The organism is Pedobacter antarcticus (assembly GCF_900103515.1).
In the GTDB taxonomy this organism is placed as follows: domain Bacteria; phylum Bacteroidota; class Bacteroidia; order Sphingobacteriales; family Sphingobacteriaceae; genus Pedobacter; species Pedobacter antarcticus.
On sequence record NZ_FNGZ01000004.1, the window covers coordinates 223,701 to 243,310 of the forward strand.

Annotated in this window: 13 protein-coding genes; 5 read left to right on the forward strand and 8 right to left on the reverse strand. The window is 43.8% G+C overall.

What is annotated here, in order from left to right; genetic code table 11:
- Positions 1-57: 57 nt before the first annotated feature.
- Genes BLR53_RS19775 through BLR53_RS10890 form a run of 4 tightly spaced genes read left to right on the forward strand, consistent with a single transcriptional unit; the run spans position 58 to position 5,593 of the window.
- Positions 58-468 (forward strand): hypothetical protein, encoded by a 411-nt coding sequence (locus tag BLR53_RS19775; RefSeq protein ID WP_143007866.1) that lies wholly within the window; start codon positions 58-60, stop codon positions 466-468.
- Positions 447-965, forward strand: a complete 519-nt coding sequence (locus BLR53_RS10880) for a C40 family peptidase (protein WP_244889486.1) — start codon at positions 447-449, stop codon at positions 963-965. The genes BLR53_RS19775 and BLR53_RS10880 overlap by 22 nt, the downstream gene beginning before the upstream one ends.
- Before the next feature lie 57 nt (positions 966-1,022).
- Complete coding sequence (locus BLR53_RS10885; protein WP_074589592.1) at positions 1,023-3,944, forward strand: SusC/RagA family TonB-linked outer membrane protein; 2,922 nt, start codon at positions 1,023-1,025, stop codon at positions 3,942-3,944.
- 11 nt (positions 3,945-3,955) lie between these two features.
- Positions 3,956-5,593 carry a RagB/SusD family nutrient uptake outer membrane protein gene (locus BLR53_RS10890; protein WP_074589594.1) on the forward strand — a complete coding sequence of 546 codons (1,638 nt, stop codon included), beginning with the start codon at positions 3,956-3,958 and terminating at the stop codon, positions 5,591-5,593.
- A gap of 64 nt (positions 5,594-5,657) precedes the next feature.
- On the opposite strand, the gene BLR53_RS10895 is transcribed toward BLR53_RS10890, so the two are convergent.
- The 6 genes from BLR53_RS10895 to BLR53_RS10920 all read right to left on the reverse strand — a co-directional run bounded on the left by BLR53_RS10895 (position 5,658) and on the right by BLR53_RS10920 (position 17,751).
- On the reverse strand, positions 5,658-8,078 hold the full coding sequence (locus BLR53_RS10895) for a glutaminase family protein (RefSeq protein ID WP_074589596.1): 2,421 nt from the start codon (positions 8,076-8,078) through the stop codon (positions 5,658-5,660).
- 30 nt (positions 8,079-8,108) lie between these two features.
- Complete coding sequence (locus BLR53_RS10900) at positions 8,109-10,385, reverse strand: GH92 family glycosyl hydrolase (RefSeq protein ID WP_074589599.1); 2,277 nt, start codon at positions 10,383-10,385, stop codon at positions 8,109-8,111.
- Positions 10,379-12,184, reverse strand: a complete 1,806-nt coding sequence (locus tag BLR53_RS10905; protein WP_074589601.1) for a RagB/SusD family nutrient uptake outer membrane protein — start codon at positions 12,182-12,184, stop codon at positions 10,379-10,381. Before BLR53_RS10905 ends, BLR53_RS10900 begins: the two co-directional genes overlap by 7 nt.
- Positions 12,185-12,195: 11 nt before the next feature.
- On the reverse strand, positions 12,196-15,576 hold the full coding sequence (locus tag BLR53_RS10910; protein WP_083332055.1) for a SusC/RagA family TonB-linked outer membrane protein: 3,381 nt from the start codon (positions 15,574-15,576) through the stop codon (positions 12,196-12,198).
- Between the two features lie 258 nt (positions 15,577-15,834).
- Positions 15,835-17,067 (reverse strand): FecR family protein, encoded by a 1,233-nt coding sequence (locus BLR53_RS10915; protein WP_074589604.1) that lies wholly within the window; start codon positions 17,065-17,067, stop codon positions 15,835-15,837.
- An 84-nt stretch (positions 17,068-17,151) separates the two neighbouring features.
- A complete protein-coding gene (locus BLR53_RS10920; RefSeq protein ID WP_074589606.1) occupies positions 17,152-17,751 on the reverse strand; it encodes an RNA polymerase sigma factor in 600 nt (199 codons plus the stop codon).
- A 148-nt stretch (positions 17,752-17,899) separates the two neighbouring features.
- Here BLR53_RS10920 and BLR53_RS10925 point away from each other — a divergent pair, with 148 nt between their 5' ends.
- Complete coding sequence (locus BLR53_RS10925; protein ID WP_037441824.1) at positions 17,900-18,493, forward strand: HPP family protein; 594 nt, start codon at positions 17,900-17,902, stop codon at positions 18,491-18,493.
- A 2-nt stretch (positions 18,494-18,495) separates the two neighbouring features.
- On the opposite strand, the gene BLR53_RS10930 is transcribed toward BLR53_RS10925, so the two are convergent.
- Complete coding sequence (locus BLR53_RS10930; RefSeq protein WP_074589609.1) at positions 18,496-19,116, reverse strand: hypothetical protein; 621 nt, start codon at positions 19,114-19,116, stop codon at positions 18,496-18,498.
- On the reverse strand, positions 19,106-19,609 hold the full coding sequence (locus BLR53_RS10935; RefSeq protein WP_037441830.1) for an RNA polymerase sigma factor: 504 nt from the start codon (positions 19,607-19,609) through the stop codon (positions 19,106-19,108). Before BLR53_RS10935 ends, BLR53_RS10930 begins: the two co-directional genes overlap by 11 nt.
- Between the last annotated feature and the right edge of the window lies 1 nt (position 19,610).

Here is a 19,610-nt window from a genome sequence, read left to right on the forward strand (position 1 = left end):
ATCGCCTGGCCGGGGTTCTTTAATGTTTATTTCACATTTCTCTTAAAGAAGATTCACATGTCTATATTATTTAATAAGAATCCCATAATTCTTCCGCTAAGTCTCAAAAAACAGGGCTTTTCTCTTAAACTCCAGCAATCTATTCACCCGGTAATCAGGTTGCTGCTTCTGCTGTTAACCATCTGGATCTTCGCACCGGAATGGCTGCACCGGCTGGATGAAACAGCTGCGTCTGTAGACCAGTCTGTATGGCTGCTGATTATTCTCAGCCTGATTACTTTCTTGCTAATACTACTTATCTGCTGGTGGCTAATGCAATATCTCTGGAGCAGCAAAACTATGCCAACTCCGCATCAACTGGCTTTACATTTTAAAACCCTCACATTATGGCAACAAATCAGCTTCTATTGGGCCTCTTTTGCTTTACTCTTGCTAACAGCATCAATATGCCTGGTGGCAATTTGTTAAAGGAACAGGCAGAAATTTACACTGCTGATGCGGCCACCGAGGATAACTGCAGGGCCGCAATCCTTAAAATCGCCCGCGCAGAACTCGGTGTCAGAGAGCTAACAGGCAAAAATGATGGCCCAAGAGTGGAGGAATATCTAGCGGTAGCGGGGCTAAAAAAGGGACAACCCTGGTGCGCTGCTTTTATCAGCTGGATATTCCGTCAGGAAGGTTTTCATGAGCCGATAACCGGATGGTCGCCTTCACTGTTTCCGGCCTCTCGTTTAACGTCTAAGTTAAAAGCGGCACAGGTATTTGGCATCTATATTCCGCAGAAAAAACGGATTGCACATGCCGGTATAATTGAAAGAATTCAAGGTGACTGGTACCTGAGTATTGAGGGGAATACGAACCTGTACGGGTCTATTGAAGGTGACGGAGTTTACCGAAGAAAGCGCCATACAAAAACTAGTTATCGCACAGCAGATTGGGTAAAAATGGTAAAAACAGGATGGTAAATAACAGTTTTTTTAAAACGATCATAACTCACTGTAAAGCAAGCACAAACAGGCATCATGCCTTATCGCCAGGAACTAACCATCCAGGGTACAGTAAAAGATGAGACAGGTTTAGGCCTGCCGGGTGTAAGTGTTAAGGTTAAAGGTACCCAAACCGTAGTCTCTACAGACAGCAAAGGTAACTACAGTATTAAAGTTCCGACTTCGGCTGCAATTTTAGTATTTAACTTTATCGGATACGAGGCTCAGGAAGCACCTGTAGGCACTAAAACAACTATAGATGTACAGTTAAAACCAAGCAGTACAACTTTAGAGAACGTAGAAATCGTGAGTGTTGGTTACGGAACACTTTCCAGTAAAGAAGTGACTTCTGCAGTTACCCACGTTAGTGCAGAAAAGTTTAATCGTGGTGGATCCCGTAACCCACTGGATCTGATTCAGGGTAAGGTTGCCGGTCTGCAATTAACAAGAAGAGGTGGCTCAAACCCAAATTCAGGAGTGGCTACCCAGTTAAGGGGAGCAGTTTCTGTACAGGGAGCTTCTGCACCATTGTATGTAATTGACGGTATTCCAGGTGGTAACCCAGATCTGTTGCAACAAGATGATATTGAATCGATTGATGTCTTGAAAGATGGTTCAGGTGCTGCGATCTATGGTACAAGTGCCAACGCGGGTGTAATTCTGATTACCACGAAAAAAGGTAAGGCCGGACCTCCAACATTTGATTACAGCACTTATTTCCGTAAGGAGTATGTACAAAACAGACAAAAGTTTTTAACGGCAGATGAATACCGTCAGAAAATAGCTTCCGGCGAATTGAGACAGCAGGATTATGGTAATAACACAGATTTTTATGATGATCTGATTAACCATGATAACCTGTCCATGAACCATAATCTTTCGCTTTCCGGTGGTACAGACAAAACAACTTACCGTGCCAGTGTGAATTACAGAAACCTGGAAGGTATAGCTAAAGAAAACGGACGTGAAGAATATACATTGCGTTTAAATGTGAATCAGAAAGGTCTGAATGATCGTCTGAATGTGCAATTAAACCTGGCGACGAATATTAACAAATCCAACCTACTGGGTGGAGATGGAGACCTGGATGCAGTACGATCATGGGAAAGTGAAATGGCTAAAAACCCAACGTTATCTAATTTCAACCCGGATGGTTCTTACCGGTTTGACCTGACAAGCACCAATTATTTTGCACGTCTGGCACAGGAAACCAAATATCGTAAGCAACAGACGACTTCTGCAGACGGTAAAGTGGATCTGGAGATTATCGATGGCTTAAAAGCTTCTGTTTTTGGATCGGTTACCCGGAATAATAACAATGACGGAGCCTACAGGGTTAAAGCAAGTGAAGATTCTCAGGAAAATGCCGACTTCCGTGGTGGGGGTTTTGCTGCTAGAGGAATGGAGCTCGAGCAAAAATATGCTTTCGAACCGACTTTACAGTATCAGAAAACTTTTGAAGAAAAGCACAGTCTGACAGCTATCGCAGGTTACAGTTACCGCTATAACATCAGAGAAGGTTCGTTAATGGAGAACCGTGGTTTCATTAATGATATCTTCCATGAAGATCGTATTCAGGAAGGTCGTGCACTAGGTTTGGGTAAAGCCAGAATGGAAAGCTTCAAAGAAGATAATACTTTAGTTGCCTTCTTTGGTCGTGTAAACTATGCATTGGACAATAAATATCTCTTACAATTTATCTTAAGACGTGAAGGTTCATCTAAATTCGGTGCCAACAACAGATGGGGTAATTTCCCGGCTGTATCTGTAGGATGGAATATTTCTGAAGAGAGCTTCATGAAGGATATTAAATTCGTTAATTACCTGAAATTAAGAGCAGGTTACGGTGTTACAGGTAATACACCAAATGATAACAACGTATCAAGAGTTACCCTGGGTGGCGGTGGAAAATACCTGTTCCCGGACGGAAATTATTACGAGACTTACGGTCCTGACCGTAACCCTAACCCAGACCTGAAATGGGAAACTAAAAGAGAGCTAAACGTTGGTTTAGATTTCAGATTAGCAGAAAACCGTTTATCAGGTTCCATCGACGTATTTAAAAGAACAACCAAAGATCTGCTGGATACCTATACATCTCCGCAGCCTCCTTTCGTGAGAAACACGATTTTCGCAAACGTCGGAACTATTTCCTCAAAAGGTATTGAACTGGCATTAAGTTATGCTGCTGTTAAGAGCACAGACTTCTCATGGAGCATGGATGCAACAGCGAGCACAATTAAAAATACGCTGGATTCTTATTCAAACGACCAATATAAAGTTCTTTACAAAACATTTGGCGACATAGGTGGCGCAGGTGATTTGGGCAGAGCTATTACAACTTATGAAGGTGGTGAAGTAGGTACATTCTTCGGAAAAAGATTTGCTGGATTTACACCGGAAGGTAAATGGTTATTCTACAACCGTAATGGTGAAGCAGTGACGAATGATAAGATTAATGTTTCTTATGATAAGAATCTGTCTGACCTTGCACCACTGGGCAGGGCAACACCTAAATATTACCTGTCATGGACGAATAACTTTACTTACAAAGACTTCGATCTGCGCATCTTCTTACGTGGTAAATTCGATTATAAAATCTTAAATACAACAGCGTTGACTTATGGAAACAAAACCTGGAGCGGTAACTTATTAAAAGAGACGTTTGGTAAATATTCTGGTATCAATGATACTTATATGTATTCTGATTACTATCTGGAAAGTGGTACAAATGTTAAACTTGACGAAGTTACACTGGGTTATAATATCAAATCTAAATCTACCTGGTTCCGCAATGCAAGAGTTTATGTTTCAGGACAAAACCTGGCGACAATTACAGGATACTCTGGAAATGACCCTGACCTGATTTCAGATACAGGTTTAGGCCCTGGTGTGGATCTAAGAAACATGTATCCGAGAACCCGCTCTTTCCTGGTTGGTCTTAACGTTGGATTTTAATTAAAGAAATAATGATAAAGAAATCAATACTTTATACAGGTCTGGTTGCTGTATTAAGCCTGGCAAACGGGTGTACTAAACTAGACGAGAATGCGTACGATAAAATTGTATCGGATGACTTTTATAATAACGAAACTGAAGTGCTTTCTGCAGTGCTCCGTCCTTATACGCATGCTGGTGCATGGGCTACTCCTGCAGGACAGGATGGATGGTGGAGACCGGCAGAACTTTCTGCAGATCAGCTGGCCTGGCCGACAAAAGGCCGTCATGGTGAAGATGGTGGTAAATGGAAAAGATTACATTACCATACCTGGACTGTAGATGAATCGGGACTAAATAATGCCTGGAACCTAATGTATTGGGGAATGGGTCTTTGTAATGATCCTATCGGGAATCTTGAGAAAAGAGACGCTACCGCTATGGGGATTACGGAAGAAAATAAGCAGGCTTACCTTGCTGAGCTGAGATTATTCCGCGCATTCCATTACTTGAAACTGATGGATATGTTCGGTAACATTCCAGTGGTTACACAAGTAGGTATTCCTGCAAAACCGGAAACTCTTCCACGTAAAGAGGTCTTTAATTTTATTGAAAAAGAGATTAAAGAAAATATTGATAAGGTTCCTGCCCTGTCTAAAAACATGACTGGTAGAATGACCAAAGCAGGCGCTTATGCAATGCTGGTTGAATTATATCTGAACGCCGAAGTTTGGAGTGGTGAGCCGCGTTGGGACGACTGTATTGCTGCCGCAAATCAGTTGATCAGCGGTGCTGCAGGTGGCCAAAATGGTGCAATGGCATTGGATAATAACATTACGGATCAATATAAAACAACTAATGATTTATCTAAAGAGGTCATTTTCTCTTTGGTACGTGACTATCAAGTTGCACAAACAGAACCTCCTTTCCCAGGAGAATTCTATCATTTTAAACAACGTGCAATTTATGGTGGTGGCCGCGACGGAAACAATGGTATTGTGTTGATTCCGGGTGTGTTCACAACCTATGATGCAGATGATGAGCGTAAAACAGGCTGGTTCCTTGCAGGTCCTATGGTGCAGTTTAAAGATGGCAAAACACCGGTAACGGGCTCTGAGGAATACTTAGATAAGCCTTTAGTGTTTGTAGATGAAATTCAACGTAATTCTACAGGTTCTAAAGTTTCCAACATGAGTGAGGGAGAAGAGAATTCCGGTATCCGTTTTAACAAATATAAATTGGGAAACACAGATCCGGGGCCATCTGCTCCAGCTGCTGATCCTAAATACAACAGTAATGACTGGAACATCTACCGTTTAAGCTGGATCTATTTTGCAAAAGCAGAAGCAATCATGCGTAAAAGTGGTGGTACCGCAACAGCAGAGGCAGTGGAATTAATCAATACGGTTAAAAAGCGTGCTTATAAAACTGATAGCTGGGCTTCACATGCTTATACTATATCTAGCCTGACTATGAATGAGCTGCTTGCAGAACGTGGCCGCGAGTTTATCTTTGAAGGCTTCAGAAGAAATGACCTGATCCGTTTCGGTAAGTTTACTACTGAAAAATGGTGGGACCATAACCCATCGGCTGCTAATCGTAACTTATTCCCTATTCCGCAGCAACAGCGCGATATGAATGAGAACCTTAAGCAAAACCCGGGCTACTAAGTACCCGTTTTTATATTAAATTTAGCTGAAGGGCTTCCGGAAAACCGGAAGCCCTTTTTGCTGCTTACTTAACCCCCCAATTATCGGCAAGCATCTTGATAAAGAACCCTCCCACGACACTTCTGGCGCGGAAATTCATGACTTCTCCATTAGTAGTCTCATACCAGTCACTAAGTGGTACACGGCTTTCGCTTTCGGTGGCGAACCGGTAAACCGGGTTAACCAGCTTTTCAAAATCTTTCCGGTCATCTGTCAGTGTAGCTGTCCAGACGATCCAGTCTGATTTTGTATAGGTCTTGCGGCTGTCGAGCGGGATCCCGAATTTATTACCCTTCTTCAGATACCAGGCCACTTCTTTTTTGTATACTTCCTTCGGGAAAAGATTTAACCCCAATAATTTATCCCATACCAGATTATACTTCTGACTCCAGGTATTCTTATCATCAAATACCAGGGCATAATGATCTCCTGCATCTGCTTGTTTAACCCATTTATCTGCCATTTCCTGCGCCGCCTGACGGTATTTGGCCGCTTCTGCTGTCTTACCTAATTTTTCGGCAAGCTGTGCATAACCGCCGATAGCAACGATAGCTTTTATTGAAAGGTTGGTATTGTGTGCAAGGTGACCGGCGAAATCGTCTGTACAAAGCTGGTTATCGGGGTCGAAGCCTTCTTTAACGAGATAGTCCGTCCAGGTTGTTAAGATTTTCCAATGTTTTTCTGCATAAGCGGCATTGCCTTCTGCTTTGGCAATCGCTGCAGTTAAAATGAGCATATTACCGGCTTCTTCTACAGGCATATCTTCTCCGTAAGTCTGGCCATTCGCAAGTGGATAGGTACCCAGATCATGTGCAGGGTATGGTTTTGCCCACTTACCGCTTTCACTATAGTAGAAAATACCGTTCATCATTCCTTTTAGCAGATCGGGGTTATATAACAGGTATTGCGGTGCAGAGGGATAAGTAATGTCCACCGTATTAATGGATCCGTTGCTAAAATTCTCTTTGGACATAAACAACAATTCTCCCTGAGGGGAACGAACCAGACGGTGCGCAGCAATGCTTTGTCTGTATGCGAGTTTACAGATCGCGGCATATTTCTCTCCGCCTGCTTTCACAGCTTTGGCATAAAGCTCCTTGTCGAAAGCGACGCTTTGCGCGCGTACCTTTTCATACTGGTTTTCTGCAAGCTGCAGCTGCGTGATGAAAGTCTGTGCCGGCTTTTTCTTCCAGAGCGGCTTAAGATTCTGCTTGAAATACTGAATTGGGTTGATATCATCATAACCGAGCATGATGTGTTTTTCGACCGGAGCAACACCTATCAGGCCAAAATTGATATTGGTATTTAGGTTAACCGATTTTTTGTTCAGCAATTTCAGCTGACCGGCCGGCAAACTGTTTAAGGTCTGTACAGCCTTATACTTTTCCGGAACGGCTACATACAGGTAACCCCAGTCTATCCTGACATTGTCCCCGGACTTTTGAAGCATGGGCTGTGCTACAGTACCGGTTTTCAGATAAGAGATGCCAGTTGCTTTACCTTTCCAGGCAGACACGGCCTGATCGGGCGTATTCACGGCCAGATCTGATGAAGCTGTAAATACGACATTGACCTGATGCTTTCTGCCATCGGTAGCACGTACCATATAATTGATATAACTTACCGGCCGCTCAGTTAATTCCAGGCTGTTTAGTAATAAAGGCGAGAGAAAAGTGACTTCGAGGTTAACCCCACCACAGGTAAAGTTATAAATGGTTCTGGTAGCTTCTACTTTGACTGATGTCTGTCTTGCAATTAATTCGCCGCTTTTCTGTGGTATGCTGGTTACGAGTGCGGCGTCTATATGTCTGCCGCCAGCAGTATTTTTCACCTGCATGGACAGTAAATTCTTTCCTTTTTTCAATACAGACTTTTTCAGGGGGACATAGATATAATCATCTTCCCACCCATCTTTCTTAAAGATCTGCTCGCCATTCAGGTAGACAATTATATTATCGTCATGACTGATTTTCAGAAATAGATCCTGCTCTGGAACATCGGCAATTTCGATAGTCTTACGCAGATAGATTTCGTCCATATCCCAGCTGGTTTTAGCTTTGACAGGGTCATCTCCAAAGGGGGCTATGCCTGCATTCCAATCCTGATCATCAAAATCATTTGTATACCAGCCGGACTCCTGATGCTCAAAGGTATAACGGAAAGCCGCGTCTGGGGTCTTATCCAGATTCAGCAGCGGCTCATATTGTAAGGTTTGTTTACCCAGGAAGCGGTAGGATTTATTATCGACTTTTAAGATACCGGACAATGCCTGCTCTTTCCCCGTCCAGTGTTTGGTTACTGAAGCGTTCAGCTGATCGGTAAAAGACCAGATACTAAAATTGGAATGGTGGGTAATCAGCGGATAAGCTGGTGCGCGGTCTGTCTGCTGAGCTGAAAGCCTGCTGCTCAGAATGAGGCAGGTTAGTAAAAGGAATAGCTTTCTCATGAAGTATCTGTAATTTAATTTTTATATGATTTACGGTTTTGTACTTAGCGAAAATGGCCGGTCTGCGAGTTTTGTACCTCGCTGTTTCTCAGGCGAAGCAGACATTTCCAAACGGAGCAAACCACCATTGGTAATATCGCTATGTTTAACGTAGTTAGCTGCATAAGGTTTGCCATTCAGCGTCGCAGATTTGATATATACATGTTCTGCATCATTTCCATCTGCCTGAATAACAAACTGTTTACCGTTCTCTAAGTTAATAGTAATCTTTTTAAATGCCGGACTGCCTAAAACATACTGATCTGTTCCGGGCGTGACGCTGTAAAAGCCTAATGCACTCAATACGTACCAGGACGAGGTCTGGCCCTGATCTTCATCTCCGGGATAACCGTTCTCGGTGGCATTGTAAAGTTTGGACATGATATTCCTGACCTGATACTGTGTTTTCCAGGGCTGACCGGAGTAAGTGTATAAATATGGCATATGCTGAATGGGCTGGTTACCGTGTGCATACTGCCCCATATCTGCCATAACCATTTCGGTCATCTCATGAATCATACCGCCGTAACTGCCCACATTAACTGTATTTGGTGCAGTAAATACGGAATCCATACGGGTATTAAAGGCTTCATCTCCGCCCATCAGGTCGATAAGGCCCTGAACGTCATGAAATACAGACCACTGCCAGTGCCAGGCATTGCCTTCGGTAAAAGGCCCACCCCATTCATAGGGGTCAAATGAGGCATTCCATTTCCCCTGACGATCTCGCCCACGCATAAATTTGGTTTGAGGATCCATTACATTTTTATAGTTATAGACTGTTTTTTTGAAGATATCCGAGTAAAATGTCTGACCGGTCATCTCCGCAAGCTGAAAACCGCAGAAATCGTCATAACTGTATTCTAGCGTTTTAGCAGTCGCCTCGCGGACTTCAGGATAAGGGACATAACCTAACTGATAATAATCCTTCCAGCCATCCCGTCCGTTCGCAGGCCCCCATGGCCCTTTATTGGTTGCTTCATGTAAATAAGCTTTTAGTGCTTGCTGCGGATCAAATGTCCTGATGCCTTTTGCCCAGGCATCTGTTAGCAGAGAAATTGCGTGATTCCCGATCATACTGCCGGCTTCACTCGGGAAAGACCAGGATGGCAGCCAGCCACACTGTTCCCAGGCAGAAATAAGTCCCTGCATATAGCGTCCGTGCATTTCGGGATGCATAATCGTATTTAGCGGGAATTGTGCCCTGAAGGTATCCCAAAACCCAGTGTCTGTGTACATATAGCCTTCATGTACCTTGCCGTCATAAGGGCTGAAATAATAGGGCTTCCCATCTTTATCCAGCTCATAGAATTTGCGGGAGAACAGGCTTGCACGGAAAAAACAGGAATAAAAAGTTTCCTTATCTTCTTTCGTTCCTCCTTCTACTTCGATTTTACCTAATGAGGCGTTCCACACCGCAGCGGCCTTTCGCCTGGTATCTTCGAGTTGTTTATCGTTTCCGAGTTCAGTTTCCAGATTAAGCACAGCTTGTTCCGGACTGATATAGGAAGAGGCGACTTTAACCTGTACTTTCAGACCGGGTTTAAACTCGAGGTACGCTCCTTTACCTTTCCCTTCTGCGCTGAGATTACCGGTTTGAATGGTATTTTGCTTATTCTCCCAAGTACCATAAGCTTTAAAAGGCTGATCAAAGCGCATCACAAAGAAGTTCCGGAACCCTTCCTTAAATCCTTCGCCATTATTTACATAACCTGTAATGGTGCGCTTAGCGACATCTATCTGCACACCGCTTAAATTAGTATAACCGTCTAATACGAGAAAACTCTTTTTACCTTTCGGATAGCTGAAGCGCAGATGAGCTCCTCTCTCTGTAGGCGCGATCTCTGTCTGGAGCTGGTTCGCAAATTTAACCTGGTAATAATCGGGCTTTCCGGTTTCCTGATCATGACTGAAGGCAGTTGCCCGCTTGTCTTCGTCTACAACCAGACTGTCCAGCACGGGCATTAAGGAGAATACAGCGTAATCTCTTGACCACGAACTGCATTGATGTGCCTGCTGAAAACCTCTGATCGTTTTTTTGTGGTACTGGTATTTCCAGCCATCTCCATTTTTACCGGTCTGTGGTGTCCAGGTGTTCATGCCAAAAGGTAATGCCGTCGTCGGATAGGTATTACCCCTGGTGAGCTCATGCGTGGAATTGGTGCCCTGTAAAGTGTTAACATACTGAACGAGGTTTTTTTGCTGTGCCGAAAGACCGGCACTGCTCAGGCCAATGGCCAGTAATAATATTGCTTTCTTTGTTACCATCCGGGATTTTGTATTAATTCTGAGTCTACGTTGACATCATTTGAAGGAATTGGAAACAGGTAATGTCTTTTAGTAAACACGCGTGTCTCGAAAGTAACCACATTCAGGAAACCGGGCAGGTTTTTACCAATATCCAGTCCTTTCATCGGTCCATTGTCTGTCTGTTCTGCTATTTTCCATCTGCGGGTATCAAAGAAGCGGACATTTTCAAATGCTAGTTCCGAGCGGCGTTCTTTGCGAATCGCGTCACGCACCTGGCTTTGTCCGCCTGGTGCCGGTAAATCTGCAGATCCGTAAGTAGGAATGCCAGCACGTTCACGAATCAGGTTTACATATTTGATAGCTTCACTGCTTCCTGGTTCTGCTTCGTTTATAGCTTCGGCATAGTCCAGAAATATATTAGCCAGCCTGTACAAAATAACGGGTCGTCTGCTGACATCCCAATTGCCCAGACCCATAGCCTTTCTGACAACATAACCTGTGGGGCAATAGTCGTTTCCACCGGTTGCTTTACCTGAATTACCGGTATTATATAATTCGGTAGTAATCTCGCCTTCGTTAGTGTTTAACCAGGTACTCCCATTATAGGTGATATTTACATAGAACCTTGGTTCGCGCCCTACCCACTGATTGTAAATTCCGGCCTTAGTATATTTAGTTGGCTTTTCTGCAAATCCTGTAGCGAGATAACCGGAGCCTGCATCATTAATATCTCTTCCATTGGCCGTAAAGAAGGCATCTACCTGTCCTTGTGTGGCCCCTAATGCTCCGGAACCTTTAAAGTCACGCGCATATCCGCTATGGTAAGGGGTCATCTCATATTGTCTGGCTGAAAGGGAAGATTCCGGTCTGGCCAGAATCACTTCTTTATTCCAGTCTGTTAAAAACACATCTCTGCAGGAAAGGTAAGGGTCATATTTGCCATCGGCATCATTCTTACGGAACAGGTCGTATGTACCGGGGACGTATTTACTGATAAAGGCTTTATAAGCTGCTGCCGCTGCGGCCCATTTACCGGCATCAAAGCTGGAATTAATTAATTGTTTTCCATCGCGGTTCTGCAAAGCTGCAAAGTCTGCATTGCCGTTAAATAATGGACTGGCATTCAGCAAAAGTGCCTGTGCGCGGAAGGCCAGTGCTATTCCTTGTGTAATTCTTCCGTAGCTGTCGTCGTTAGCCGGCGTGACCGGGAGTTGCACTGCTACTTCTTCGAGTTCTTTAGTAATATAGGCGATGCACTCATCCATAGAACTTCTGGCGAGCTGCACGTCTGAGGCAGGCGCATCGGGTTCGATGATCTCATCTCCCATGAGAATAACCGGGCCATATAAGCGCACGAGGTAGAAGTAAAACATAGCGCGCAGTGCTCTGGCCTCTGCACGATATTGGTCTTTCAGCATTTGTGACATCTGAGGCACCTTGTCAATATTGGCCATAAAAAAGGTTGCTGACCGGATTCCGCGGTAATAATTACGCCAGTAATCGTTTACAAAACCAGAAGTGGCATCCCAGTTCCCAATGTTCATGCTGTTGGACTGCACACCTCCCCAAAGGAACTCTGCTTCATCTGATCCGGCAGTCCATAATCCTGCATTACGGTCTCCACCGGGATTGCGCTGCCCGAATTCATCGGGGATATTATTATAAATGTTATTCAAAAATTTCTCTGAGGTCTGACGGTTGGCAAAAGTTTCATCAAGCGTAAGCCGGTCATTCGGTACCTGATCCAGAAATCCTTTTTTACAGGAACTGAATTGAATCAGCACGAGAATTGAAGTGATATATATAGCATTTTTCATGTTTTCCGGTTTTAAAATTTAATGTTGAGTCCTAAGGATACATTGGCAGTCAGCGGATATTTATTTCCATTGGAGGTCTGCAGTTCGGGATCCCATAATTTAAATTTGCTGAAGGTGAGCAGATTGGTCCCGATTAAATAAACAGCCGCATTTTTCAGTCTCAGTTTCTCGGAAAAACGGGGCGGCAGGTTATAACTTAACTGTGCGGTTTTTAAACGTATAAAACTATTGTCTTTCACCCACCAGGAGCTTGCCTGCGTATTGTTAAAGTTCTGGTCTTCTCCATAAGCCAGTCTGGGATAGAAGACGTCCTGACTGGGGTTCTCTTCTGTCCAGCGGTTAGTGATATTGCTATAGGCATTGCTCAGCCCGCCACCGCCATTGAAAGGGAAAATAGCCGAGCCACCCAACATGATATCTGAATTATGCATAGACTGGAAAAGGGTACTCAAAGCGAAGCCTTTATAGGAGGCAGTGAAGCCAAAGCCTATAATCAGATTGGGTACGTCACCACGGCCGATACGGGTTTTATCGTAATCATTGATCAGTCCATCGCCATTGAGATCCTGATATTTGATATCTCCTGGTTTAATAAGCTGCTTTGATCCGGGTACAGCGCTTGCATCAATCTCTTCCTGGCTATCAAATAGTTTTTCGGCGATATAACCGTAACGGGACAGGATATTATCACCAATATGGCTCATCCAGGGATAGGCTTGTTCAGGGCGGTCATCATTAACGAGTTTATCTTTATTGTACGTGACATTTCCACGAATGCCGAGATCGACAGATCCTAGCTTAACATTGTATTCTACAGTGGCATCAATACCTCTGTTATCCACTACACCCAAATTCCCATAAGGCGAGTTTACCAAACCTATAAAGCTGGGAACAGACTGGCGCTGCAGAAAGATTCCGGTTCTTTTCTCGCGGAACAGGTCAACCATAATGTATAAGTTGTCATTAAGGGTCCTGATCTCCATGCCCAGATCTTGCTTTCTTGATTCTGCCCATCTGATCTCCACGCCGTAGTCGGTAATATTAATTCCACCGCTGTTATTGAAGTTCTTGCCCAACTGATAGCCGGGGGCATTATCGGAAAGTAAGGTGAGGTAGGCAAATCGCCGCCCGACGAGATCTCCATTGGCAATTTTACCAATTCCTGTAGTACCAATGGAGTACCGGAATTTCAGAAAGGATATCGATTTCTTGAGCCCTTCAAAAAACTTCTCATTGGACGCTACCCAGCCCAGACCTAATGCTGGAAAGGAGCCAAATCTATTCTCTGGCGCAAAAAGTTCGGAGCCGTTGTACCCGAAATTGAATTCTCCGAAATAGCGGTCATCATAAGAATAAGTAGCCCGGGTAGCCAAACCAACGAATCTTTCGGGAATGGACGAGGTAAAGTCTCCAGCAAATGGATTGGTATAGTCCTGCGTATAACCCAACATTAAACCTCCAAAGCGGTGCTTACCAAAAGCGCGATCGTAATTAACTGCTCCTTCTGTATAAAATTTTCTGTTTCCTCCACGGGATGGTTCATAACTCAGATAATTTCCACCGCTGTTAAATGTCTGTACCAGGTTCAGGCTTCCATCTTCATTATAGGGTTTATTGGTATCGGGGAAATACGTGCTTTCGCGTTTTGATCTTTTGATAGAGTTATTATTCTTGACATCAAAAGCAACCATTGCTGTCGCAGTAAGGCCCTCGGTCAGGAAATTGAGGTCTTGCGTTACTCTTAAATTGGTATACAACTGGTTATCAAATTCAGTCCTGTATCCTCTGCGTGTCAGGTCTGCATACGGGTTCCTGAAGCCACCGTTGGAAGCCTTACCCGGAATGAAATTGCCTGGATACATAACCGGATATTCTACGGGTGAGATATCCATTGCCGAACCAAAAATATCTTCTGTCTTCTCACCGGGATAGTTTCCATTGGATGCAAAGCCCTGTAGCCCGAGATCCATTTTAGTAGTTCCGGTTAGCTTCAGGTTAAGGTTACTCGTGAAATTATAGCGTTTATAATCCAGCTTGGAATTATACTGGGAAAGGTCATCAGTTTTAAGGAATCCATCTTCATTATAATATGCAAGGGAAACATAGTACTGTGCATTATCGACTCCTCCGCTTGCATTCAGGTTGGCCCTGCGGTTGCGGCTAAACCTGTTGAAGATTTCTTTCATCCAGTCTACATTGGGATACAGCAGCGGATCTTCTCTTGAAGCGGTCTTCTGAATCAGTTCCTGCGAGAACTTTGGATCCATTCCCCTGCCAGCTGTGGCCTCATTAGCCATATTCATATAGGTGACGCCGTCTGCCATCTGCGGTCTTCTGGTAAACGTACTGAAGCCTTCATTATAATCGAGAAAAATAGAGGGCTTACCGACTTTCCCTACTTTAGTCTTTACAATGATGACACCATTTGCACCCCTGACACCATAAACCGCGGTACCGGATGCATCTTTAAGGACGGTAAATGATTCAATGTCTTCCGGATCGATATTATCGATAGACCGCTCGACTCCATCTACCAGAATAAGAGGTGCACTGGAATTTCCACCGAAGGTAGAGATTCCGCGGATCCAGATGTCAGCAGTGCTCCTGCCCGGCTCGCCGCTGCGTTGCACACCTACAACTCCAGCGATACGGCCGGCCAGTGACTGTGTAATGCTGGCAACGGGTAGTTTCAGTTCTTTCGCATCAATAGTGGACTGTGCTCCGGTTAAGGATACTTTACGCTGAGTGCCAAAACCAACGACAGCAACTTCTTCCAGCGCATTCTCTGATGGCACCAGGTTTACTGTGAGCGCTTTTTGGTTTCCGGCGACTATCTCCTGGCTCTGGTAACCGACATAACTGATAATCAGCACCGCCTGGGGCGAGGGTACATCAATGCTGAACGCACCGTTAATGTCTGTTGTCGTCGTCTGCAGCGTTCCTTTGATCTTAATACCCGCTCCGGGAATAGTGACTCCTTTTTCATCTTTCACAATTCCACGCAGGATCTGCTGCGCGGAAATCTGCGGGATTGTTTTTCGTAAGGTGAGCACAATTGTCCGGTCTACAATATGGTAGTCTACGGGCAGGTCACCAAGGCATGCCTTCAGCGCCTGATCCAGGCCTGCATCTTTAACATTTACTGTGATGGATTCTTTCTCTGTGTCAAAGCTGTTGCTGAGAAAAACATATCCGGTTTGTTGTTTAATAGCTTCCAGCGCAAGCGAAAGCGGCTGATTTTTTTGCCGGATCGAGATCCGCTGTGCACGAACTGCCGCGCTGACCTGAAGCAGGCCAAAAAGCAGAAATAAAGTGGTTAATTTCATGAGCAGTAGCAATTTCGATAAAGTCGGGTGTCGTATTTTACCCGGCTTGAAAGCTTGGTTTTTCATAGAAAACAATGGGTTTGGGCGCAGGGAACCTGATACTAATAGCTGTTTAAGGCTATTGTATGCTATGGTAAGGTTTCCTACTTTTGGTTGATTTGGGGTAATAGGCAATACTGTTTTATCCTTCTGGATGGGTTAGCTCAAATCATACTCCCGGACAATGCTCGAACATTGTCCGGTTTTTTTTTGGCTACCCTGGCCCGGCCTTAGCGCGGCTTTGTGTCTATTCTCTTCATAATTTATATTTGGTTATTATTTGGTTTATCTAGATCCGGTTATAATAATTCGTTTGATTTCCGGATTACGCACAGACTGAACGACCCTGAAGTTTATACTAGCCATACTCAGCAGCCTGAGTGCCTGTGTAGCATTCATATCCCTGTAAACTTCCCCGTTAAACTTCAGATCGGGTATTTTACCTTCATAGGCAACATCGATTGCATACCATCTTGAGAATTCTTGCATTACCTGCTTGATCCCTGCATTTTTAAATTTAAAAAGACCGTTCTTCCAGGCGAGTGCCATACTGGTATCAACCTGATGTATTTCGATCTGCTGACGGGCCGCCCCTCTTCCCACAGTGGCCTGTTCCCCGGGACGAATCTTACGGGAAGACTGATTCTGCTGGTGAATCCTGATACTCCCCTCTGCCAGTGTGGTTAAAGTTTTATCGTTTTCTGTGTAGGCCTGAATGTTGAAATGGGTACCCAGCACTTCCACTTCTTGATTTTGGGTGCTAACTATAAACGGGACTTTTCCTGCTTTTCCTGTGGATGAAGCCACCTCGAAATAAGCCTCACCCTCTAAGCTGACCTTTCTTGGTTCTCCCGGAACAAATGAACTCGGGAAGCTGAATGTTGTAGATGCATTAAGCCAAACGCGTGTTCCATCGGGTAACTGCAGCTGAAACTTTCCGCCGGCAGGTGTCTTTAAAGTATGTATGGCGGGTATCTTTCTCTCTGATTGCCTGGCATCAACCGGAACATAAACCAGTAATCCGCCCTGCTGCTTTCTTATTTTAAGGTTCTGATTCCGGAGAAACTCTCCTTCGGGCAGTTCCGTCAGTGTGATGATCTTACCGTTCTCCACAGTTAGGGTTGCCTGATTAGTTCCCGGTTCCACGGTACCTGTATATTGCTGAAAGCTGATGTTTTTTCTGGAAGGAGTATTGGTTAGTGATAAATAACCTCCGGCTAGTATAAGCAGTGCTGCTATCCCGATTATTAAGCGTTTAAGTTTTATAGTTTTCCCATTGAAAGTGGGACTGTTGCTGTCGGATCTGAAGATTTCCTGCAGTATTTCTTCCTGCTGAATTTCACTTAAACCGTGTCCTGAGTATTGTTCATCTTGTATCGCAACCAGAAAATGGTGGATGAGGAGTTCATTTGCCGGGTCGGAAGCAAACCGCATAAATTCCAGGATTTCTGCTTCAGAGGCAGTCTGATCCAGGTATTTTTTGAAAAGAGGATAGTAATCTTTCCTTTCGGCGTTCATATAGTTTGAATTTGGTTCACACTACTGACGCAGCAAAAAGTAAACAGGGGTAATGGAAATGAAAATATTTTTTACCGGGAGTGTTTACCAGTAACGGTAAAGGAGTAATAATAAAATTCCCTGCTCTGCCACACCAAAGTTTGAACGGATAGTTTGCAAGGCAAGCTTCATATGCTTATGCACGGTTCCTGAAGAAATATTGAGCCGGTCGGCTACTTCCTGATATTTCAAACCTTGTTCATGGCATAACTGGTAAACCAGTTTCCTTTGTGGCGGAAGCATATTCACAATGGTATTGAGACGGTTCACAGATTCATCGTAGAGAATTCTATCATCGGTGCTGACTTCACTCGCAGGGTCTTCTCCGGAAAGCTCTGTTTCCCTAATCCGTTGCTTTGCGATAGTACGGAGTGCGGTATAACTTTCATTCCTGACTGCCCTGTTCAGATAAGCGCCGAAATTTTCTACTTCCCCCAATCTTTCCCTGCCCTGCCAGATTCGGATAAAGATAATCTGTACGACTTCAGTAGCTTTATCCTGAGATTTTAATAGCCTGAAAGCAAAATTGTAAACCATGGCATGATGCTGATGAAAAAGCTCAGTGAAGGCTCTTTGATCACCTAAAACGATTTTGCACAACAAGAGGCGTTCCCTATCAAAAGGGTTGGATTCAGGATTATACATTTGGTTAGCTTAGGAATGGTTTACTCAATAATATGCATAATATTCGAAAGCTTGTTAAAGCAATTACATTTTTCGTGTCCGTTAAGGTGAAAAATGATGATGATCAGCGGATAATCCTACCCTTATTTCGTTTCTTTGCAACACGAAGATGAGAACAAAAATACGCCGGCATGCCAGGAAGGCACGTTACATTCTGTACAAGGAAACATTAATTGATTTCAAAGAGCACCTATGGACTTTCTTAGGCTCATTCTGCGGAATCGGTCTGTTGAGTCTGCTGCACAGCGACCACTTCACGGCAAATGACAACTTATTTCTGATTGCTTCATTCGGTGCGTCAGCAGTCCTGATTTTCGGAATTATTAACAGTCCGCTCGCTCAACCGCGCAACTTTATCGGAGGACATGTGCTCTGTGCAATAGTCGGGGTTACTGTCCACAAGCTGATTCCGGGGGAGATATGGCTTGCTTCTGCGTTATCGGTTTCTTTATCAATTGTGCTGATGCAAATAACCAAAACACTGCATCCTCCGGGTGGTGCTACTGCACTGCTGGCCAATATTGGTTCCGAAAAGGTTTTAAGCCTGGGTTACTGGTACGTTTTAAGTCCTGTACTTTCAGGTGCATTAATCTTATTGATGGTAGCGATTTTCTTTAATAACAGAACCAGCCACCGCTCCTATCCTGCAAATAAGCAATGGTATCTGTTCTGGAAAAGGCGTCAGCGGAAGGCGCTAAAATAAATTTATACTTCTTTCAGCTCGTCAATCAGCGTTTTAAGCTGACTGGCGTAGCGTCCGTACTGTTTAGAGACATATAGTTCTGTAATAATGGTAACTGAGACCATCACAACGATAAAGGTCGTGGTTGCCCATATTACCTGTGTATCTTTCAGGCCATGTTCCACAATCATTTTCATCAGTTTACCATCGCCTGCATTTAAAATAACTAATGCACCAAAAATCAGGGCAAAAGGTGACAGCGAATAGGTAAATGATTTATACACTTCAATATTCAGTTTAAGATTATAATAGGTTTCATACAGACTATCTTTAGTGCTTAATGTACTTACATCCAATGTTTTGTAAAAAATAATTAGCTTGGCCAGGTAATATGCACACAAACTGAAGAATACGGCATACATACCGTAAAATGGTAAGTACAATGACTGACTGAAATTTAGAAGTTGTGGTATAAAGGCTATCAATATCACAGAGATCACCTGCACATAAAATTCTCCATGCATTTTCCTTCTTAACTGTTCCACCGGCATATGTGCAGTTTTTAATTTCTCTATTGTTGCCGGTACTTTTATATCTGCTGCCTGCTCATCATTCCAGGCTGTTTTAAAATCATCAAAATTCATATCCTTGTAGTTTTATCAGTTCTTTAATTTTGTTTTTTGCCCGGTTTAGTTTTACCCGGACGTTTCCTTCTGTTATACCCAGACTTTCACCGATTTCCCGGGAGGAATAGTCTTCCAGATGATAAAAGATAATCGCTTTCTCGACTTTCTCCAGCTGTTGTACTGCCTGATAGAAATGCTTAAGCCTGGCTTCTTTTTCGTTATGCTGATCTTCTTCCTGCGCTATATTTTCGGGAAATTCGCCACTGGTATCTAGTTTCTTTTTCTCTTTCCTAAGAAAGATAATCGCCGTATTAAGTGCTACACGATACATCCAGGTAGAAAATTTACTATCGCCCTTGAAAGCTGCATATGATTTCCAAAGCTGGTATACGATTTCCTGAAACAGGTCCTGCTGATCATCCCGATCGTCCATATACATTTTGGTGATCTTATGAATGATGCCTTTATGCTGCTCAATCAATGAAAGAAATTCTTTTTCCCGGGTTTCCAAT